Origin of the sequence: Pelosinus propionicus DSM 13327 (assembly GCF_900114615.1) — a bacterium.
Classification (GTDB): Bacteria; Bacillota; Negativicutes; order DSM-13327; family DSM-13327; genus Pelosinus; species Pelosinus propionicus.
Genome location: NZ_FOTS01000009.1, coordinates 1 through 21,340, shown reverse-complemented (window position 1 = coordinate 21,340; position 21,340 = coordinate 1). Strand labels below are relative to the sequence as shown.

Sequence of the window (21,340 nt, the reverse complement as noted above, 5' to 3'; positions counted from 1 at the left end):
TCAGGTAAGTTTATATAATCAAATAGAAAAGCACAAAAAGAATGAGAATCTTTTTGTGCTTTATTTATTATTTTTTTACAACAATGTAGACAATAGACTGTTTTGCGATATCTGCAACTTGTGATGCATCTAGATTCTGGGGTGAGGCACTTTCAGAAAGTGTCACCTCTTCAGGTAACATAGTGATAAGATTATTTAAATAATTACTCTTCATTGCGTAGCCTAAATTCTGAGGCACTATATTTTTCTTATTCAAGAAGTGAGAACTTGCTAAAGTGGATGTGACAATACCGATCACCTGTCCTCTAACATTAAAAACAGGACTGCCACTGTTTCCAGGGAGAGCTGGTATGCTGATTTGCAACATTCGAAAGTCATCTTGTAATCCAGTAAGACTATTGACGATGCCTTCATTAATTTTGGCACGGGTGCCTAGTTCACTAGATAAAGGAAATCCTACGGTGAAAACTTGATTACCCTCTTTTACATCTCGAGACGGACCAATTGCTGCAGGCGTTACAATGTTTTCTAGCCCATTGACTCTTAATAATGCCAGATCATTTGCGGGATCCTTGGCTACGATTGTTGCGGGAAGCTTTGTGTCATTCTGGTAAGTAATTTCAATATCCTTGGCATCTGATACCATGTTATAATTTGTGGCTACTAATGTTTTTGAGATGAAGAAGCCAGTTCCACTACTCTTCATGGTGGTCACATTTAAAGAATCGTATGCAGGGTAGGTTCGAAGAAAGGTAGTTTTAACGGGCAACCCATATATTCCAGTAGGAAGGTAACATTCAATTAAATTATTGCTAGACAAGGTAAAGGTGGATCCGTAATCTTTCTTTCCATTACCCCACATGCTAGTAGTTTCCACGTAATAACTTCCTGTATAAAGCTGAGATGAGGCTGTCTTTCTTAATAAAAGCTTGATTTCTCCTAATTTCCATCTGCTTTCCGAACTACGTGTAATAACTCCAATGTAGTCAGAGTCAGTAAAAGTACCAGATGTATTTTTAAGTATAGTTATTTCATACTTATTATCTGTAGTAGTCCAAATACCTTCGATAATATCGATCGTCTTTCCGTTAAAATAACGCTCAATAGCTTGATCTCTGTTAAGCTTTCCTAATGGCTGCGGTAAAGCAAAGCAGACCGTTGAAAACATAAATACTAAGACAATACTAAGTAGCAGAATACTTCTTCTTTTAATCAATATATAGAATCCTCCTAATCAAGTATATAAAAGAAATCTCAATAGTATATGAGCTTTTCTTTTATATTTGTATATGTTAGATTCGATATGATAAAAATCCTTTAAGTTTCATACAAATCTGTAAAATTTTGCAGTTTTATTGTATTTAAATGGCAAGTAGGAGCAAAGAAGAAGATATTCGGTGCAACATATTGCGATGTACAAAAAGAGGTGAGGCGCAGTAAATAGAAATTTGCCTAAAATAGAGCGTGATACTCTGATTAAGCAAATTTTCCTCTGAGGGGTAATGTTAATGGAAGAGTAAGAAGTACAACGAAAGCAATCAGTACGACAGCAATGTTTACCCCAACCATATCACTTGCTAATCCGTAAAGAAACGGGGATATGGCTCCTGAACCAATGGTTGCTGTATAAAAAATAGCAAATGCCTGCTTGCATTGTTCCTCAGAAACCAATTCCGGTACACTGCCATACAATACCGATGAAGTACCATTTAATGCAATACCAAGAATTGGCGCAAGCAAGAGGACGGGCTCTAAAGGAAGAAGCAGTATTCCTAAAATACACAAAGTTGTAACCATCTCCGTAGTCACTACTGTTCGCAATATACCAAATCTCGTAGCCAGCTTTCCACAGATATATTTACCAGCTGCACCTCCTGCAAACACAAGAGACAATGCCAATCCAATCAAACTAACCTGTGCACCTTTTTCTTGCAATAAGAATGGGAAAAAAGTAAGAAATCCCATTCGAGTTGCACTATCAATCACTCCGATCATCGACAAGGACCAAAAAGACTGATTTCCCTTCCACGCAAAACAGCCAAGTGCTGCTGTCTTCGTTTTTCCCTCATTCGATGAAGATTGCTGCCGAATGTTTTTTGTAATTAGAAAAATGACAATGACACTTATCATACCCAGAATACCTAAGACATGGCTTGCAGTCATCCAGTCATATTGCGTAATGAGCAGGGCGGTCATGCCCGGTAACAACAGTTTACCAAAATCACCAGCTACATTGAACGTACTAAGAGCTGTCCTGCGTTCTGCTTTATCAGGATAAGCACTCGATATTAAGGAAGACGATAAGGGATGCTGCGTACTTGATCCCAATCCGCCAATGACTAATAAACAGCCAACCATTATGGGTGCTGCTGCCCAGCCGAGGAGAAAAACGGCAGCACTGGTGAGAATCGTCCCAAGGAGCAGCAACTTAACTTCGCCCATACGGGAAGCTAAATAGCCTGCTGGCACCTGAAATCCTGCCAAGGAACCGGAAAACAATGTTTTTAGAAGACCAATTTCCGCAAAGGTTAAAGAAAACTGGACTTGCCAGATTGGGAAAAAAATGTAGAGCATGTCACTAAATCCATCGTGTATCAGATGTGCGAGGCATCCAGCAAATAAGACTTTCTTACCCGTTGTCATTTCTGTACTGTCACAACTTTTATTCATGTTGTTTTTACCTTTCCTCTATGCAGTGATGCTACATAGATGATAAATACTCGGATAAACCACCATTGATATTGGCATGCTCAGAAATTGCCATTAGTAACGTACGCATTGCCAGGGTAAAGGTCTTATCCTTATGAAATATTACCGAAAAATCAATCTCTAACTTTGGTGCATCACAGAATTCGTGAAGGATTCCATCTTCGATATGAGATCGAACCAGCACCTCGGGCAGTACGCCAATACCTAACCCGTTTAGAACAGCCTGTCGAACTGCCTCAGAATCGCTATATTCTAAAATAGGTATGATTGCATGTTGCCGTAAGTAAGGATTGTATTTTTCCCGATAGACACTGCCTTGTTTTAAAGCAATAAAAGGGTGCTGCTGCAGAGTATCGCCATATGTATCGAGAAGACTCGCATGAGTAACCCATAGCAATTTCTCGGCTACAACATTGAACTGCAGAATTCTGCTGTTCGAGATCTTGTCATGCACCAGCGCTAAATCAAAGCTATTATCTAAGATACCTTTGACGGTAATCGGTATATTGAAACAATGCTCAATGCTAACTGATACATTGGGAACCCGCTCTTGAAACTCTCGCAGGATGGGGGATAGTGTATGTGCTGCCACAGCCGTACCAAGACCTACCTTAATCGTTCTATCATGAGAAAATTCCTGTACGCTTGCTCGCGCTTCCCCATACAATAACAATAGCTTCTCTGCATAATCAATAAGACGCAAACCTGCTTTCGTTATATAAAGCTTTTTACCGACCCTTTCAAATAAAAGCACTTCGAAATGTTCTTCCAGTGCTCGAATTTGAGCTGTTACTGTTGGCTGACTAAAATTGAGCTGTTCTGCCGCTTGTGTTACATTGCCTAATTTTGCAACTAAGAGAAAAGTTTGTAATAACCGTATATCCATCCAATTGCCACATCCCCGATTTTCACTCTGTATTTATTGTAGTATAATAGTTGCTTCCTGACAATTGATCATCTGTCTGGCCTTTTCTCTTTCTTAATGATACCCTTCTCTTACGCAAAAGAGAAATTGGATATATCTATTGCGTCAATAGGCTTTTTTAATTATGCAGTAAACAGGACTGGATAATCATGATACTGTATTCTCCAGTCCTATCGTATAGAATTAAGTTTTTTGACTGATCGCATAACATATTGTTAGCATTAACCTATTTCTACATGATAATCCTTCAGCCAAGTGTTGATTTGTATAATCCGTTCCAATGGATTTATATTGAACACGTGAGTTAATTTAGCGGTCTTATCTCCAACGATGTCTTTTATCATGGGGACGTTAAGAAAGGGCTGAACGGGTGCATTGGGATCATTCAGGATCTCTAGCACTAATCCTTTTACTCCCTTTACATAGTCAGGATGCTGAGAGGTAGGATAGCCGCTTTTTCGGCGGTTGCGGGCATCTTCGGGTAATACATCTGCAAAAGCACGACGTAAAATTCCTTTTTCGATGTTATCAACAAATTTCATTTCCCACGGTACATTCCAAGCGTATTCTACCAGACGATAATCGCAAAAAGGCACCCGAACTTCAAAACCGGCAGCCATGCTTAACCGATCCTTTCGATCTAACAGCACTGGAAGAAAGCGAGTCAGATTCAAGTAAAAGCTTTCACGCTGTTTGGCTGCCAAAGCATTTTCTCCTTGTAAACGAGGAACCTCTGCAACAGCCTCTTGATACCGCTGGGCAATATATTCTTTAAAATTAATCTTTTCCAGTACCTCGGGAGATAACCAGGAAAGTATTGTTTGAGCGACTTCTATTTTCCCAAAGGCAGCAATCCAGGGAAAGGTAGATATCTGCAGTAAATCCTCACTGCCGAACCAACTATAGCCACCAAAAATTTCATCGGCAGACTCTCCCGATAAAGCAACCGTTGCATCCTGTTTAATTGCTTTAAACAGACGATACATTGAAGTTTCGATTTGACCAAAAGCAGGATAATCATGGGCATACATAGGTGCCAGGATATTTTCCAGCAGTTCTGCAGTATCCACCGTAATGATATGATGCTGAGTTCCAACATGCTCGGACACACGTTTTACCCAAGGAGCATCTAGGCTTTCATGTATGGCGCTAGATACGAAATATTGCTTACTATCCTCGAAATCAACAGAATACGTGTGAAGCTGCTTTCCTTCCCGCTGAAACTCTTTGGCAGCTAATGCTGTCAAGCCACTTGAATCCAAGCCGCCAGACAATAACGTGACAATGGGCACATCGGCAATCAATTGCCGTTTTACAGTATCTTTCAGCAAGTCACGAATATGTTCCGTGGTACCTTGCAAGTCGTCGGTATGAGGTGCACTCTGCAAAGACCAATACTGGGTCATATGTTTCCCGCTTTGATTAAAAATGGCAGAATATCCTGGGCGAATTTCATATACGTCATGGAACATACCGAAACCCGGCGTATGCAGTGGAAAAACATTAAACAGTTCGACGAGTCCTTCCTTGTCGATCCTTGCCTTGACCAGCGGATGGGCTAGTAGTGCTTTCGGTTCTGATCCAAATAAGACCGCACTGCCGCGCTGCGCATAAAATAAGGGCTTTACACCCATATGATCTCGCGCTAAAAATAAATGCTGCTGACGATCATCCCATATGCCAAAAGCAAAAATGCCATTCAAATGAGAAACACAGTCTTCTTTCCATTCTAAATAAGAATGCAATAATACTTCGGTATCGGATTGCGTGGAAAAAGTGTGACCAAGTGTCTTTAGCTCTCGCTGCAATTCTTGATAATTATAAATTTCTCCATTAAAAGTGATGGCGTAGGTAAAATCACCTGCTTTATAAACCATTGGCTGCAAGCCACATTCCGGATCAATTACGCTAAGACGGCGATGCCCAAATGCAGCTCGAGTCGAAAGCCAAATACCTTCTGCATCTGGACCGCGATGACGTAACGTGCTGTTCATTTTTTCAATGACTTGTCTTTGTTGGTTCAAATCTTTCTCCCAATCAATCCATCCTACGATTCCGCACATATGATATGAACCTCCTATTTCATAAACTGTCCGTTAACAAAGATCATAATAATTACAGATCAATTACATTTATTGTCCGCAAAAATCTTGCGAAAATACAAGTTATAATGTGGGTGCTGCCAATGAAATGTGAGAAATTTCTACAATTCTAAGAAATATAGGAAAAAACAAAGGGAATCAATGGAAGAAGTTGAAATATATTATAGATAGTAAATCCACGATTGAGTCATTTGCGTTTTCATTGTTGAACAGGCAGCCCCAAACGATATATAGGATGCAGAAAGAAATAAGAAGGAGATGTCATAATGATAAAAAAACGCTTATTATGGATTACTTTTTTAATGGTGACCTTTTTTTCAATCAACTTCGTATCAGGTCAACAAGCCCCATACCAAATTACCTCGCAGCCGATCCTTGCGAAAGATGGGGCAACGATACCAGCAGAGGAAAGAGAAATGATACGGGCGCTGGTGCCTTTCTTTACCGCAATAACGAATAAAGACGTGAAAACCATAAAAAGCATGAACCCAGGTTTGCGGTATCTATCTGATGAACAATTACGTGCAAATTTTGTTTCACTGAAAAGCTATACACTGCAAGGATTGGAAAATGTCACTTATGATGGAGAAAAACTGAAGGCGACGGCGGTCTATTCTGCGGAGATTATAAAGCCTGGTACCATAGGAACCAATATTGCTCCGTATCAGTCGAACATTGGGTTAGTACGAGAGGGAGATACTTGGATTATAAGTGAATGGGAGCAAATAAAAGGGGATAGCGATGATATGAAGTACTTTATGGACATCTTTTCGCGATCTGACAAGGCAGAAAAACGTTATGGAGTAAAAGATTTAGCAAAGTGGGACGGACTATAAATAAAGATGACAAACAGGTAGAAACGACGTTGCTGTTGTTTCTACCTGTTGTATTTACATGGCAGCAATTTAGAAAGTTAGGGACGTTTCTTTTTTGGGCAGTGGTCATTTGCATGAAAATGCACGTTTCGCTTTACTCCAGCGCTGTTGGCAGATGGCCAATAATGATACAACGATAGGAAAAAATGAAAACCAGCCAGCAAATATATAAATAGCACCTGATAAAATTGCGCTGATCCAGGCTGAGACCTTTCCAAGCCTATTGGGGAGGGTGCGAGCCACGGCTGCCATTCCAAGCATATAGACAACAAGAAAGTTGACGCAAGGAATACTAATTAATGATTCTAAATTCCAAGAAAGTACATAACTAAATAAAAGAATAACGAAGTAAATTGGCGCGAAGACAAGCAAGGCGATGTGGGGAGTTTGGAAGCGTCGATGTAGTTGGCCCCAATATGGAGGAAAATGACCATCTCTAGTTTGTGCATATACAAGACGGGAAAAACCAGCGATGAAAGTATGAACAGGACAATAACACACAACAAACCCCAATAGTGCTACCAGCGTACCCGCCATATCACCCCAGCGATAGGCTATCAATGTTACCATTGCTGTAATAGGATTTCCAGAAAGGTAAACTTCTGTTCCTATAGTGACGAAAGCAACAGCGAAGTATAATAAATTGGTCAACAATACGGCTGCTCCCAAACTCAGAGGGATATCCCGCACTGGGTTCTTGAATTCTTCAGATAAATTTCCAATCATTTCCCAGCCCATAAAAGCAAAAAACAAAAGAGTCATTGCTTCACCTACAGGAAACCAACCATGCGGGAGAAACGGCGTGAATGCTGATATCTGTACTTGGGGGATAGCTGACCAAACAGCAAATGTAAGAATGAAAAGGATGGCAGAAACGACAAAGACTTGTGTATAACTAGAAAGGTTAATACCTCTATAATTAAGCGTAATAGCAATCAGTAAAAGTCCTGCTGCTGCCAAGTGTATACTCGCTGACGTCCAAGCCAAAATACTGCCAAGATAATGTGCACCCACCAATGCTGTTACTGGCATACCAAATGGCATAGCCGTTAACATTAGGATTCCAGTAATATAGCTGGCCTGCTCACCGAATCCTTGACGGACATAGGCGGCCATTCCTCCTGAATCAGGAAAGCGTGATGACATGGAACCGATGGCAATAACCATTGGAAGTGAGAAAAGTCCCATTAACAGCCAACTCATCAGAGCTGCTGGTCCAGCGATATTGGCTGTCATAGCTGGCAGTACTAGAATTCCTGCTCCCAGTACAGCGCCAATGGTCATGGCCGCCCCCTGAATCCAGGTAATACTTTTTCTAAGTTCGACTTGTTGACGCATGCAGTACTCCTTCCTAACCAAATTTTTCTTGCCCAGAAGTTGGTTATATCTTATCATAAGAGCATAACTTTTGATAAGTCGACTGTTTTGATCAAAACAATCGGCTTTACCGATGGATGTGATGATATGAATGTGAAGCACTTAGAAGCCTTTTTAACCGTTGCTCGCCTGCTCAATTTTGGAGAGGCTGCCAGAACACTCAATTATTCTCAGTCAACAATATCAGAGCAAATTAGTGGCTTAGAAGAATATCTTGGTACAAAATTATTTGAACGAATTGGCAGAAGAGTATTTTTAACAGAACAAGGAAAGAAGCTTTTCCCCTTTGCTGAGCGTATTGTCAGGGATGCCGAAGAACTGAAAAATTTATTCAATGATAGTACAATCATTTCAGGTTCCTTACATATCGGAGCCGCTGAAACACTTTGTGCATTCTGGCTTCCTCCTTTATTGAAAGAGTATCGGCAGCTTTATCCCAAAGTGGAAATCAATATTAAAGTAGGTAACTGTGTTGATTTTCCGCAATGGTTACAACAGAATAGTATAGATGTTGCTTTTAGTCTTAACGATGAATCCAAGCAGCAGCAGCTACGACAAATAGAGTTATTTCATGGTGAAACGGTGTTTATTACATCACCAGACCATGAGCTGTCCACGGGATTAGTGCTGGAACTCGAAAATCTTGCCGGGCAAACCCTCCTTCTGCCAGAAGGATATTGTGGATATCCGATGGATTTGAAGAATCTATTGGAAAAAGAAGGCGTGAAGGCCAATATGATTATGCAGTTTGGTAGTCTCGAATCTATTAAGCAGTGTATAAAAAATGGGCTGGGCGTATCCCTTCTGCCTAAAATTGCTGTAGAAGAAGAAATAAAACGTGGTGAAATCATTAGCCTTGCTTGGAATGGTCAGGACATTCCAATTCAAGCGCAGGTGCTTTTTCATCGTGACAAGTGGTTATCACCTCCTTTAGCAGCTCTAGAAAAATTAATATTGGCTAAAATCGGAAAGAAAAAGGATCAATAGAATCGGTAGAACAATGATGCCTGATGATTCGCAGTATCTTCTCTTTTGTTTTGACATAGTAATGAATAAGAACGAGATGACAATTGAAAAAAGGAGGAGCCGTATCGTTATGATAAGATACGTACTATTTGACTTTGATGGTACTTTGGTAGATTCACAAAATATCGTGATCGAAGGGTATAACCAGCTTGCAGAAAAGTATCATTCCAAGAAGATAGAGCAAAAAGATATTGCATATCTAAAAGGGTTATCGATTATAGAAAGATCTAAATTTCTAGATTTTAAATTATATAAATTTCCACTTCTAGCATTGGATATTTATAAATTATATAAGCACTCCATAAAAGACCTTCGTTTGTTTGATGGTATTAAGGAATTGCTGGAGGAATTGAACAGCTGCGGCTTTCGCCTCGCAATTGTCTCAACCAACTCGGAGCAGAATATAAGAGAATGTCTTCACCATAACCAGATTGACGTGATTCATGACGTTATTTGTTCCAACAATATGTTTGGCAAGAATGAAGATATTAAAAGATTTCTAAAAACGCACAAACTGGAAGAGTCCGAAGTGATTTATGTTGGAGATGAAGTTAGAGACATCATTGCGGGCAAAAAAAGTGGTGTTAAGGTGATCTGGGTAAGTTGGGGATACGATCAGATTGATAATGCGAAGAAGGAACAGCCAAACTATATCGTTGATAAACCTCATGAAATTTTACCTATTTCGCAGTCGATTTAGCGTAAGCGACTTCTGCCTTATACTCAAGTGCTTCATAAAAAGCAAAAAAGCGAGCGTATGAAACGCCCGCTAGGAATGGATTCGTTATTATCGTAAAGTAAACGTATTGTCTTTAGGATGCCAGCCTTTTTTACCGATGAATATTTGATCGGTTGGCATGTCATGACCGTCTTTATTGATATCAAAAGTTAAGGTATCTCCTCCTCTGATTTTGAAATCTAATCCATCAATCCCGCGCCCTGTGAAACGGAAGCGAATGCTGTTGCGGTCACGGTCTACTTTAACGAAATCACCGTTTTCCAGATTTTTCTCTTCAATGCCGTAGAACCGGCCATCTGTACGAATCACGCCAGAAAATACATGCGGTTTACGAAAGTTCGTTGTTTTCACATGAAACTCGTCATTTCGATCATGCCATACGGACAGGCTGGAGAGACTCTGTGTTGGACGTCCCTCAGAACGGTCACTCCAGGCAAAAGCGGTTCCAGATAAGGTGACAAGGAAGCAGGTGAGTAGTGCGAAGCAAGGTAACTTTTTCATATGTAACATCTCCTTAATCTCAGTCTGATATTACTATATTACAAAACTTTGACAAAATTATGACAATGAAAAGAATGAAATGAGGTAACCTTGTATAATACTCTCTCCATTGACAAGCAAAGCAATACGGTATAAAGTATAATTTAATGAAGAGGTGATGTATGTCCGGCGCTTCACAAAACCACCGAATCGGTGGTGTAGATGTGACTGGAAAAGAGTAAATAGAATCAATTCAATAGGTAAGAAGCAGCCGTTTGACGGTTTTGTTTTTGTGCCTACTGTTTGGTTTTATTTTACTCTTAAACGTATCTTCGCCTCAAGAAGATTAGCCGTAGAGTAAAATCTACGGCTTTTTTTTATTTACTAATTTAAAGGGGTGTTATTATGTATAACAATATTTTCATGTATTTGGAGCGTCCATCGCTCTATAAGCAAAGCGAGGTTAATTTCTGGAATGATGAACATATTTCAAAACATATGCTCACAGCCCACCTTAATCCAGATTACGAAGGAGCAAGCCGCAAATTGCGCTTTATTGAGCAGTCTGTAAAGTGGATTCAAGAAACCGCACCACCTTCCGAATATCCTCAATTATTAGACATCGGCTGTGGTCCAGGGCTATATACTGAACGGTTTTGCAAAGCTGGTTATAGAGTAACAGGGCTTGATTTCTCTAAGCGGTCAATAGAGTATGCAAACAGCTCCGCTAACCAACAAGACTTAGACATAACTTATATTTATCAGGATTATCTGAAAATGGATTATAACAATGTGTTTGATTTAGCAACGTTTATTTACTGTGATTATGGTGCTCTGTCAAATGAAAACAGGGCGTTAATACTACAAAAACTATACCATAGTCTAAAAAGCGGCGGAAAGCTCCTATTGGATGTATTTTCCATGGTGACGTACGATGCGTTTGAAGAATTAAATACTTGGAAAGTTCATGAAAATGGAGGATTTTGGAGTGCAGAAAAATACCTTTCATTGAATGCACAGTACAAGTATTCCGACAATGTGACACTAGAGCAAACCTCTGTAATTACGGATAACAAAATCAAAGAATATTGTATATGGAATTGCTGCTTTACTCCAGAAACCCTGACAAAAGAAGTACATGGAGCAGGGTTTAAGAAATTGGAAGTATTCAGTGACGTTACGGGCAAACCTTATAGGAAAGATAGTCCGACTATTGCAGTTTTTCTAGAAAAATAGCAGGATTTGTCATTTAACTAAGAGAAGATAACCATAATCTAGTAACAGGTAGATTATGGTTATCTTTTCTTACATTAAATAAATATAGATGATGTAATAACACTTACGAATCTTTAAATGCTACTGGTAAAAAATCTGCATAAGGAATGGTTATATATGAAACAATACGAAGCCGCTACAGCATTTGTTATAAATGATGAAAATAGGGATATGTTATACACTGAATTATCTCAAAGTCTAAGAACAGGCTTTATAGATAATTTTCACCCTTCTAAACAAGAGTATTTGCCGAAGTTAGTGTTAAATGACAAAATAAATGGCAAGAAAGTATTAACAACCGTAGATAAAGATTTAAAAAGTTGTGATGAATTTTGGTTCTCAGTTGCATTTTTGACAAAGAGTGGCGTTACAGTACTAATTAATTCGTTAAAGGAACTAGAGCAAAAAAAGATTAATGGTAAAATATTGGTTTCTCAATATCAAAATTTCACAGAACCAGAGGCATTAAGAACCTTATTAAAGTTTAGAAATATTGAATTAAGAATGGTAACTACAGGGAATTTCCATGCAAAAGGGTATCTTTTTAAAAAAGGAAATAGTTATGATTTAATTATTGGAAGTAGCAATCTAACTGCGAGTGCTCTATGTACAAATAAAGAGTGGAATTTAAGAATATCATCAACCAATAAAGGAAAGCTCATAATCGATGCGATCAAAGAGTTTAATAATGAATTTGAAGACGCTGAAATTGTAAATTCGGAATTTATTGATCAATATGAAAAACTATATAAAGCGCAGAGGGCTTTTTTCAAGAAAAATCAAAATAAGCTTACTGTACTGCAAAAAAATACTCTTAAGCCGAATGCCATGCAAGTTGAAGCACTAAAGAGTTTGAAAAAATTAAGATCTGAAAGTAAAAATAAAGCCTTATTAATTTCGGCAACGGGAACGGGAAAAACCTATTTATCGGCATTTGATGTAAAAGAAGTAAATCCTAAAAAGTTTTTATTTATTGTTCATAGAGCAAATATTGCTAATAAAGCAATGGAAAGTTATATAAAAGTTTTTGGTATAGACAAGAGCATGGGGATGTACTCTGGAAACAAAAAAGAGATTGAAGCCGATTTTTTATTTTCAACAATACAGACCATTTCTATCGAAAACAACTTGAACCAGTTTGATAAGCATCATTTTGATTATATCGTTATAGATGAAACACATCGCGCTGGTGCCCCTACGTATCAGAAAATATTAAACCATTTTCAGCCTAGGTTTTTGCTAGGGATGACAGCTACACCAGAAAGAATGGATGGTTTTGATATCTTCAAGGAGTTTGATTATAATATTGCATACGAAATACGTCTACATAGAGCTTTGGAAGAACAAATGCTTTGTATGTTTCATTATTTTGGTGTAACTGATATTACCGTAGACGGAAAAGTACTAGACGAAAATGCAGCTTTTAATTTATTATCAGCAACCCAACGTGTTAATAACATTATTGAAAAAGCAGAATTTTACGGATGTGATAATGGCTGTGTAAGAGGGCTGGTTTTTTGTAGCTCTCTGCAAGAAAGTGATGAGCTCTCAAAGGTCTTCAATAGTAGAGGGTATAAATCGGTCTCCTTGAGTGGTAGCAGTAGTGAGGAGGAAAGAATTGCTGCAATTAATGGCTTAGAGAGTAATCGTCCAGAGGATAAATTAGATTATATTTTTACGGTAGATATATTTAACGAAGGTATTGATATTCCGAAAGTGAATCAGATCATCATGCTGAGACCTACTCAATCAGCGATAATATTTGTGCAACAATTAGGCAGAGGTTTACGAAAAGCTGATAGTAAAGAATATGTAACGATCATTGATTTTATTGGCAATTACAGCAAGAGCTACTTAGTTCCCGTCGCCTTGTACGGTAATACTTCCTACAATAAAGATACGCTGCGTAAATTAATGGTTAGTGGAAGTAGTGTAATACCAGGAGCTTCTACTGTTAATTTTGATAAGATTGCTCAAGATCGAATTTTTGAAGCGATTGATAGCGCCAATATGCAGCTTAAACAAGATCTTGTGAAAGATTATGAGCTGTTGAAATTTAAGATCGGGAAGGTTCCGATGATGGTAGATTTTCTAGAGCATGGTTCTAGAGATCCACAACTTTATGCGGAGTATTCAAGATCCTATTTTAATTTTGTCGCAGGCCAAGAAGTTACCTTGAAAAATCGATTATCATCAGAAGAAGTGAAGCTACTGGAACTGTTTTCTAATGAAATTGCAAACACGAAACGAATCGAAGAAGTCATTATTCTTAAAGAACTAATACAAACAGAATCAATTAAAAAAGAAAAAGTTAAAAGTGTTGCTTTAGCTACGTATGGAATTGAAATTTCGAATGAGACGCTAGAATCTTGTATTAAAAACATCAACTTTGAGTTTGTGACTGAAAAGAAAAATAAGAAACTAATGAGTGTAAGAGAAGCACATGATCTCAACATTATTTCTGATAACAAGGAAGAGATATTCTGTGAACAGGATTTCAAAAATTCATTGAAAAAGGAAACGTTTAAGAGCTTTCTTAGGGATATGTTATATTACTCTGAAATCGTATATGATAAGTTTTTTAATCAAGACAAATATATCAATGGCTTTATATTGTACCGAAAGTATTCAAGAAAAGATGTTTTTCGAATTTTAAACTGGGATCAGAATCCTGTTGCACAAAATGTTGGAGGCTATATTGTTAGTAGTAATAAGAGTAACTGTCCGATATTTGTTACGTATGATAAAGATGAAAATATATCGGATACCACTAAATACAATGATGGTTTTATCAATAATTATGAATTTGAATGGATGACAAAATCGAAGAGAACATTAAATAGTCCTGAAGTTCGTACTATTCGTAACTATAAACAGGGACTAAGAATTCCGTTATTTATTAAAAAAAGTAATGGGGAAAGTAGCGATTTTTATTATATGGGTGAGATAACACCAATTGTTGAAAGTATTGAGCAAACAACTATGCCAGATGGAAAAGGTAAATATGTTTCAGTTGTTAAAATGCGGTTTCTTATGAACCAGCCCGTTGAAGATTCTATCTATGAATATTTAACAAGAGCCAATGTCTAGTTAGTCGAAATAATAGATTCAATAAAAAAAGTATAGTAATCTCAAATCGAGAAAACTATACTTTTTCGTTTACGAGTTGTTCTACAGCAGGAATATCAGCAGGAGCCCATTGTAATGATAGGAGATTTTCTCTTTTTAGCCAGAGAAGCTTTGAATGCTCTGTTGTTACTGGAGAACCAGAAATCAATTTACATTTCAAAGTTATTAAATTTACGATGAATGTATCATATTCATGAGTATTATCATTAAAAAGCTCTTTAAATTGAATAGCGCACTTAAGTTCCTCTTGAATTTCTCTAACGATAGCTTCCGAAAGATTTTCGTTTTCCTCTACTTTCCCACCAGGAAATTCCCAATGGTTAGGTATGTTCATTTTCGGAGAACGCAAAGCACAAAGAATTTCATTATTGTCATTTTCGATAATTGCTCCAACTACTTTAATTAACTTTTTCATGTAAATCACCCCTAGGGTAGAGTAACATATTATGGCATAGAATTCAATTTATAATGACAATTTCAACTGTGTGATAACATTAAAGTAAAAAAATGTCCCCCATATTTCTCTAAAATGCCATTTAAATGAGAAACGCAGTCTTCCTTCCATTCTAAATATAAATACAATAGTAATTCTGTATCTGGCATGTTGGTATATGTCAAAACTATGCTAGGAAGGAATAGTCAAAATGCTGGAGAAATATAGATTTAGCGGCTTTCAAGGCTATGTGCATGATGGGCATTGACGGATACAGCCTTTTTAGGGGACTGTTAGGCAGAGATAGAACAACTCTTACATCCCTTTGATTTTCTTTTAAAGTAGAAATAGTTTGATCAGAGTTATTAAACTTAAGAAGATATCAAAGCATTTAAAGGAAGTTCCTAATATTTTGAAGATGTATATATATTAGTGTCGATTTAAGAAGGAAAATTCGGAATATTAGCATATATTTATTTATGGCAGTAAAGATTGGAGGGGGCAGAGTAATGAAAAATCATTTATACTACTTAGAGCTAAATGCAGAACAATTAGGAAAATCAAGTGCTAATCTTGAAAGATTGGGTAAATTGTTACGTCCAGATAGAGACATTGATATTAAGGTAAAAGAGATGTTTCCAATATCTAATTTGGGACATCCAACTAAAGAACTAAAAATTAAAGGGTCAAAAGTTTTACTAACTGAATTTAAGCAAATAGATATAGAAGCGAAGTTCGATAAAATAGAAGCGCTCTCAAATATTGATTATATTGGTTTGACGGATAAAGGAGAAATAATACTTAATTTTAAAGATGATAAAAGTTCATCTACAGGTATTTATGATTTTACTTATGAGTTCTTTGAAGTACATTTTCATATGGGCAAATATGCTAATTTTTGCATAAAGAATAACTTTGAAGACTTAATAAAAGAAAATGTACAAGAATTGCTAGTAAAGCTTGGTTCAGTAGAAAAACAATACAGATTTATTGTAAAAAATGATGAGGTCTTTCTACGTGGACTGACGTCAAAAACATATCGAAATTACAATAATAATATTGCATTATTTATATCCTTATTATATTTAAATAAGTTTGCAATAGAAAATGAAATAGTATTTTCTATTGAGCATGCAAGAATTAGTGATTCAGCGATTAAGATTATACTTGAACAAGAAAATGCAGTTAGTATTCCAGGGGTAGGTAAAGTATACTTTGGTATAGTTATTTCTAATAGTGAAATAAAACAGAGTACATTTTCTCTAGAAATAAGATATAAGTTAGTAGATGAAGAAGATAGTACAAAGTCATTTACAGCGATACCTGTACTTCGTGATTCGATTTTTAATGTGTATCATAATACTGGTATTGCTAAATTAGAAGAAAAAGTTGGAGATATTAATACTCTGAAAAATGCCCAGAATTCAATATTAACATTAATAAAAGAAATAAAAGAAATTAGAACAATTTCAGATGATACTATTTTCAATTTGTTTAGAAAAATAACAAATAATCAGCAAAATTTTAAAGCTGAAACAAGACAAAATATGCAAGAACTATATGAAAAAAATATTATTAATAATACATTAAATTTAATTCAAGCGTTTGATAAAACTACATCAATCACATCTGACTTTGACGAAAGAGTTTTTCTTGAAAGAATTTATCACGAATTAATAAGTGATCTAATTAAAAGAAAACAAAAAAATAAAGAAAAACCAGTATAGGAAAGCATTTTAGTTTTCAAGATTTGTAACTATTTATTAACTCTCTAACTTGTCCTTGAAGACAGTTGGGTAGACTGTCAATAAAGAATTGCAAAAACATTTGGTCTTTATCTTCTTTCAGCACTATTCTTTGGATGATCAATAGTATCATCAGTCGCTGAATGACACCTAAGTTCATCCTTTCATCGCGACATTGATAAAATGTTTGCGCATTACTTCTATTGATGGTTGTGTACAACTACCTATTATAGAATCTAGAAAGGGCTTGAATTTTCTTTAGGCAAAAGCTAAATGGAAGTTACAGAAACCTTCTTCAATAGGATGTATGATATAAAATATAGTTAGAAGTTTATTGCAACGTTCTAAAAACAGACGTTGTATTTTTTTGTCAAACAAGGAAAATCAATGATTGAAGGTGAAATGTAAATAAGAAGTTTTTTGAAAATGAGTAAGATACATTCCAATAGGTCATGGAGCTAAGTCACAGTTGATAATGGGTAGTTCTTGTTCATTTTTAAAGATTATTAGTGACTAATTGTACTCGCAAAGGGGCGGAAAATCAAAATACGTACTTTTAATACATCTTTAGAGAGGAGAAGATGAAGTAGTGAATAAAGAACTGATAGAAAAAATCTTAAAGTTTAGGGATGAACGTAATTGGAAGCAGTTTCATAATCCTAAAGATTTAGCAATATCCATTAATTTGGAGGCTGCTGAGTTGTTGGAGAATTTCCAATGGACAGGAAGTGATACAGAGGTATCAGCAGAAAAGCTTGAGAACATATCAGAAGAATTGGCTGATGTAGTTATTTACTGCATTTATATGGCAAATGTACTAGGATTAGATATGGATACAATGATATTGAATAAGCTCTCAAAAAATGGTGAGAAATATAAAGTAAATAATTCGTATGGAAATAAAAATAAATACACAAGATTGGAAATATTATCATGATAATTTACCAGAATGATGCTATTGGGTTTCGTACGGCAGTAGATGAAAATCGAATTGCAGACGATATTGAATTAAAATTTCAGTCAAATTATGGGCGCAAAGTTGGCGATTCTGAGAGGGATTCATGGGCAAAATCATTAAAGTATATGGAAAGCATATTAAGGAATTCAAAAGTGCCAGATGACTGTGGAGTATTGATAGAATATAATATACCGTCAACTAACAAAAGGATAGATTTTATCATTTCTGGATATGACCAAGATGGTAATGCTAACTTTATTATTGTCGAGTTAAAGCAATGGAGTGTGGCTAATGCTACGGATAAAGAGGATATTGTCACAACTTCAATCGGGAAGAAGGTAAGGGAAGTGGCACATCCATCTTATCAGGCTTATTCGTATGTGAAATATTTATCAGATATGAATGAAGCCATTTACAAAGATAATCTAAAACCTTACTCTTGTGCTTATCTCCACAATTATAAGAGAAAGAATTCCGAGCCTTTGTTATTTGAGCAATACAAAACTATAATTGAAGAAACACCAATTTTCTTTGCTAAAGATACTAAAAAACTGGAAGAGTTTATTAATAAATATGTCGGGAAAGGCAATGGTTTAGATATTCTCTATCAGATAGAAAATGGAAAGATTAGGCCATCTAAAAAATTCGTGGAATATGTTTCGGAAATCTTTGATGGTAATAAAGTATATACTTTGCTGGATGAACAGAAGGTGGCGTATGAAAGCATTATTGCGTGTGTAAAAAGTGCAACTGCTAAAACCACCATAATAGTAGATGGGGGACCAGGCACTGGAAAATCAGTAGTTGCTATGAATGCGTTTGTTGAACTTCTAAAAAGAAAAAAGAATTTAAAATTTGTTGCTCCTAATGCTTCTTTTAGAGGGGTAATGATTGACATGCTTTCTAACAACAATAAACGCAGCAAAAAAAGATTAGGAGCTCTATTTTCTGGCTCTGCTTCTTTTTATGATGCGAAGAATGATGTATTCGATGTGTTAGTCGTAGATGAGGCTCACCGACTAAAGAAAAAGGGGGCGTTTATGTATAAAGGAGAAAATCAGGTAGAAGATGTGGTCAAAGCTTCAAGGATAAATGTATTTTTTATAGATGATAATCAAAGAATACGCCCTGAAGATGTAGGAACTGTTGCGGAAATTAAATCTACTGCAGCTAAGTATAAATCTGAAGTGGTAGAAGTAAAATTAGAAGCACAATTCCGTTGCGCCGGAGCAGAAGGCTTTTTAAATTGGGTCGATCACAATCTTCAGATAAAAGAGACAGCAAATTTCGATGGATGGGATAGGGATACTTTTGATTTTATGATAGTAGATGATCCTAATATTCTCCTAGAAAAAATAAATAAGAAGAATGAGGAAGGATTCAAGTCAAGAATATTAGCTGGTTATGCATGGCCATGGACATCAGAAAAAAATGGAAATCCTAATGCAGAAATCGATGATGTAAAAATGCAAGAATTTGATTTTAGTATGCCGTGGAATAGCAGATCTACTCAGTCTCCATGGGCGATAGATGATGAAAAAATGAATCAGATTGGTTGTGTACATACATCACAAGGATTAGAATTTGACTACGTTGGAGTCATTATCGGAAATGATTTAAGACATGATCCGGATACGATGAAAATTTATTCCAGTTATGATGACTATTATGATGTAATGGGGAAGACTGGCCTAAAAGAAAAACCAGAAGAGTTAACCTATTTAATTAAAAATGTTTATAAGGTTTTAATGTCTAGAGGCATGAAAGGTTGCTATGTTTTTTGTCGAGATAAAAATCTTCAAGATTATTTATGTAATAGGTTTGGTAAATAAGTAAGATAAATAAGTAAGAATATTGTGTGCATAACTACGAAGGTTCTTTGACTTTAATATATGTGGCTACCTTCTTTTATTAGTGTTGCCTTAGTTCACCAGCTTATGTAAGAATTTAGATCAAAGGAAGACGCTAAAAGAAAAAAGAATTAACATTATGAGGGAATAATATATAAGTTCATTTTCAAGTTAGTTCCAATAGAGAAATATCTAAAATGGCTATAGATGAGAAACCTTACAAAGGAGTCTGAATTTATGAGAATCAGCGAAATATTTAAATTAGAAGTTAGTCAGATTCAATTAGATTTTGTTGATATTGATACTGATGTTGATTATCCGTTATATCTTGACCCTTATTTAATTTCAAAAAGGAATGATCCATGGTCAATTGAGGTGGATCGAACTATTAAAAGCTTTTTTTCAAGGGTAAGAGGCCATATAATTGATAAGGAATATGATAAAGCCAAAGACTTGTTTGAATTTATGTCAGAATCGAAAGAAAATTGTTTTGGGGTTAGTAAACGGGGAACAAAAAATGGAAAAGGCATAGGGAAATATAATGCAAGTGATATTGTTGAAGAAATTATTAAGAGTAGGGCTATTGAAAATGAAACTGTAAAAAACATTGAAGATATTATTGTATTTGTAGATAACGTAGATAAAGATAAATTGTCAGATATGGTAACAAACATCATTAGAAGACATCTAATTGATTATACAAAATCGCAATGTGATATTTGGGATATTCCTATGAAGCATGAAGAAACATTACCTTATTGGAATGCTTCTATTGATGATTGGGATAGTTCAATTGAAGATTTGTTATTCTATGAAGGAAGAGAATTATTATTAGTTCCAAAATCGATAGTAACATATATTTCTGAATATAATGCACGAAAATATGACTGGGATTTTGTAATAAATCGAGAAAGAGATGAGCATTTAAGAAGAATGTCTTCATTGGTAAAATTTAAAAAATACAAAAGCGGTAAAGAGATAGCCAGATTACCTAAGAAAGACGTATTTGAATATATTAATGATAAAATAAAAAAAGATGAGTTTGTTAATAAGAAAGACTATCTAAGACAATATACACAAAAGCATCCTGAATTATTTGAGAAGTTTAGAGAATCAACATCGAATAAAGTTAAGTCACTAACTAACCAAGACTTCATGGAATATACAGGAAATATAGATATAGGACGATTAATAGATGATTTAATTGATAATCTCAAGAGAATTCCTTATGGTATTAAGAATGCATCTCAATATCATAAATTTGTGAAGTGTATTCTTGAAATGTTGTTTTATCCTTTTTTAACTAATCCTACAATCGAAGAAAAACTCCACCAAGGTAGAAAAAGAGTAGATATAGTTATGAATAATTGAACTGAGCCCCTTGTATTGGACATTTTAGAAAAAGTCCAATACAAGGGGTATTTTTGAGTTTATAATCAATAGTATTAAATCTTTCGGAGGATAATAATGAGCAAGATCTTGTACAACAATTTAGAGCAAAGCCTATTACTGAAAAATTCGAATGTGATTAAAGTATCTGACCGTTCCATATCCTATCATACTGATTTTAAAGTTAAAGCTGTTCGAGAGTATTTAACCGGAAAAACACCTAATCAAATTTTTATCGAAAATGGATTTAATCTTGAACTTATAGGATATGAAAAGCCTAAGGGATGCTTACGCCGTTGGCGCGCAATCTATAAAGCATTCGGAGAGC

General features: G+C 35.9%; 16 protein-coding genes and 1 pseudogene. 10 read left to right on the top strand and 7 right to left on the bottom strand.

Annotated elements, in window-relative coordinates; all coding sequences use genetic code 11:
- Window positions 1-67: 67 nt before the first annotated feature.
- The 4 genes from BMZ99_RS06235 to asnB all read right to left on the bottom strand — a co-directional run bounded on the left by BMZ99_RS06235 (window position 68) and on the right by asnB (window position 5,697).
- Entirely contained in the window at window positions 68-1,216 is a 1,149-nt protein-coding gene (locus tag BMZ99_RS06235) for a S1 family peptidase (protein WP_090934060.1), read from the bottom strand.
- A 260-nt stretch (window positions 1,217-1,476) separates the two neighbouring features.
- Window positions 1,477-2,670 (bottom strand): MFS transporter, encoded by a 1,194-nt coding sequence (locus tag BMZ99_RS06230; RefSeq protein ID WP_090934058.1) that lies wholly within the window; start codon window positions 2,668-2,670, stop codon window positions 1,477-1,479.
- Window positions 2,671-2,701: 31 nt separating this feature from the next.
- Complete coding sequence (locus BMZ99_RS06225) at window positions 2,702-3,595, bottom strand: LysR family transcriptional regulator (protein WP_090934056.1); 894 nt, start codon at window positions 3,593-3,595, stop codon at window positions 2,702-2,704.
- A 260-nt stretch (window positions 3,596-3,855) separates the two neighbouring features.
- Entirely contained in the window at window positions 3,856-5,697 is a 1,842-nt protein-coding gene (asnB, locus tag BMZ99_RS06220; protein ID WP_090934054.1) for an asparagine synthase (glutamine-hydrolyzing), read from the bottom strand.
- 305 nt (window positions 5,698-6,002) lie between these two features.
- On the opposite strand from asnB, the gene BMZ99_RS06215 reads away from it, so the two are divergent.
- A complete protein-coding gene (locus BMZ99_RS06215) occupies window positions 6,003-6,572 on the top strand; it encodes a hypothetical protein (protein ID WP_090934051.1) in 570 nt (189 codons plus the stop codon).
- A 105-nt stretch (window positions 6,573-6,677) separates the two neighbouring features.
- On the opposite strand, the gene BMZ99_RS06210 is transcribed toward BMZ99_RS06215, so the two are convergent.
- Window positions 6,678-7,949 carry an APC family permease gene (locus BMZ99_RS06210; RefSeq protein ID WP_090934048.1) on the bottom strand — a complete coding sequence of 424 codons (1,272 nt, stop codon included), beginning with the start codon at window positions 7,947-7,949 and terminating at the stop codon, window positions 6,678-6,680.
- Between the two features lie 87 nt (window positions 7,950-8,036).
- On the opposite strand from BMZ99_RS06210, the gene BMZ99_RS06205 reads away from it, so the two are divergent.
- Both BMZ99_RS06205 and BMZ99_RS06200 read left to right on the top strand, forming a co-directional pair.
- Window positions 8,037-8,975, top strand: a complete 939-nt coding sequence (locus tag BMZ99_RS06205) for a LysR family transcriptional regulator (RefSeq protein ID WP_245754845.1) — start codon at window positions 8,037-8,039, stop codon at window positions 8,973-8,975.
- A gap of 109 nt (window positions 8,976-9,084) precedes the next feature.
- Window positions 9,085-9,714, top strand: coding sequence for an HAD-IA family hydrolase (locus BMZ99_RS06200; RefSeq protein ID WP_090934044.1), 630 nt, complete (start codon window positions 9,085-9,087; stop codon window positions 9,712-9,714).
- 87 nt (window positions 9,715-9,801) lie between these two features.
- On the opposite strand, the gene BMZ99_RS06195 is transcribed toward BMZ99_RS06200, so the two are convergent.
- Entirely contained in the window at window positions 9,802-10,254 is a 453-nt protein-coding gene (locus BMZ99_RS06195; protein WP_090934042.1) for a hypothetical protein, read from the bottom strand.
- A gap of 384 nt (window positions 10,255-10,638) precedes the next feature.
- Between BMZ99_RS06195 and BMZ99_RS06190 the strand changes: the two genes are divergently transcribed.
- Entirely contained in the window at window positions 10,639-11,469 is an 831-nt protein-coding gene (locus tag BMZ99_RS06190) for a class I SAM-dependent methyltransferase (protein WP_090934040.1), read from the top strand.
- Between the two features lie 156 nt (window positions 11,470-11,625).
- Window positions 11,626-14,598, top strand: a complete 2,973-nt coding sequence (locus BMZ99_RS06185; protein WP_217645055.1) for a DUF3427 domain-containing protein — start codon at window positions 11,626-11,628, stop codon at window positions 14,596-14,598.
- Window positions 14,599-14,653: 55 nt separating this feature from the next.
- Here the strand turns inward: BMZ99_RS06185 and BMZ99_RS06180 are convergent, their stop codons facing one another.
- Window positions 14,654-15,052 (bottom strand): (deoxy)nucleoside triphosphate pyrophosphohydrolase, encoded by a 399-nt coding sequence (locus BMZ99_RS06180; protein ID WP_090934038.1) that lies wholly within the window; start codon window positions 15,050-15,052, stop codon window positions 14,654-14,656.
- A gap of 497 nt (window positions 15,053-15,549) precedes the next feature.
- On the opposite strand from BMZ99_RS06180, the gene BMZ99_RS06175 reads away from it, so the two are divergent.
- From BMZ99_RS06175 to BMZ99_RS06155, 5 genes and pseudogenes are all read left to right on the top strand, one after another.
- Window positions 15,550-16,797, top strand: coding sequence for a hypothetical protein (locus BMZ99_RS06175; RefSeq protein ID WP_175490485.1), 1,248 nt, complete (start codon window positions 15,550-15,552; stop codon window positions 16,795-16,797).
- A gap of 607 nt (window positions 16,798-17,404) precedes the next feature.
- Complete coding sequence (locus BMZ99_RS06170; RefSeq protein WP_090934034.1) at window positions 17,405-17,752, top strand: nucleotide pyrophosphohydrolase; 348 nt, start codon at window positions 17,405-17,407, stop codon at window positions 17,750-17,752.
- A complete protein-coding gene (locus BMZ99_RS06165; protein ID WP_090934032.1) occupies window positions 17,749-19,605 on the top strand; it encodes a DUF2075 domain-containing protein in 1,857 nt (618 codons plus the stop codon). The genes BMZ99_RS06170 and BMZ99_RS06165 overlap by 4 nt, the downstream gene beginning before the upstream one ends.
- A gap of 255 nt (window positions 19,606-19,860) precedes the next feature.
- A complete protein-coding gene (locus BMZ99_RS06160; RefSeq protein ID WP_090934013.1) occupies window positions 19,861-20,994 on the top strand; it encodes a hypothetical protein in 1,134 nt (377 codons plus the stop codon).
- Window positions 20,995-21,090: 96 nt separating this feature from the next.
- A pseudogene (locus BMZ99_RS06155) lies at window positions 21,091-21,340 on the top strand (IS3-like element ISBsp3 family transposase); the annotation flags it as partial.

Excerpts from the sequence above, each read along its gene's own strand:
- BMZ99_RS06230 (WP_090934058.1), bottom strand. The coding sequence starts at position 2,670 with ATGAATAAAAGTTGTGACAGTACAGAAATGACAACGGGTAAGAAAGTC.
- BMZ99_RS06225 (WP_090934056.1), bottom strand. The coding sequence starts at position 3,595 with ATGGATATACGGTTATTACAAACTTTTCTCTTAGTTGCAAAATTAGGC.
- asnB (WP_090934054.1), bottom strand. The coding sequence starts at position 5,697 with ATGTGCGGAATCGTAGGATGGATTGATTGGGAGAAAGATTTGAACCAA.
- BMZ99_RS06215 (WP_090934051.1), top strand. The coding sequence starts at position 6,003 with ATGATAAAAAAACGCTTATTATGGATTACTTTTTTAATGGTGACCTTT.
- BMZ99_RS06210 (WP_090934048.1), bottom strand. The coding sequence starts at position 7,949 with ATGCGTCAACAAGTCGAACTTAGAAAAAGTATTACCTGGATTCAGGGG.
- BMZ99_RS06200 (WP_090934044.1), top strand. The coding sequence starts at position 9,085 with ATGATAAGATACGTACTATTTGACTTTGATGGTACTTTGGTAGATTCA.
- BMZ99_RS06195 (WP_090934042.1), bottom strand. The coding sequence starts at position 10,254 with ATGAAAAAGTTACCTTGCTTCGCACTACTCACCTGCTTCCTTGTCACC.
- BMZ99_RS06190 (WP_090934040.1), top strand. The coding sequence starts at position 10,639 with ATGTATAACAATATTTTCATGTATTTGGAGCGTCCATCGCTCTATAAG.
- BMZ99_RS06185 (WP_217645055.1), top strand. The coding sequence starts at position 11,626 with ATGAAACAATACGAAGCCGCTACAGCATTTGTTATAAATGATGAAAAT.
- BMZ99_RS06180 (WP_090934038.1), bottom strand. The coding sequence starts at position 15,052 with ATGAAAAAGTTAATTAAAGTAGTTGGAGCAATTATCGAAAATGACAAT.
- BMZ99_RS06175 (WP_175490485.1), top strand. The coding sequence starts at position 15,550 with ATGGCAGTAAAGATTGGAGGGGGCAGAGTAATGAAAAATCATTTATAC.
- BMZ99_RS06165 (WP_090934032.1), top strand. The coding sequence starts at position 17,749 with ATGATAATTTACCAGAATGATGCTATTGGGTTTCGTACGGCAGTAGAT.
- BMZ99_RS06160 (WP_090934013.1), top strand. The coding sequence starts at position 19,861 with ATGAGAATCAGCGAAATATTTAAATTAGAAGTTAGTCAGATTCAATTA.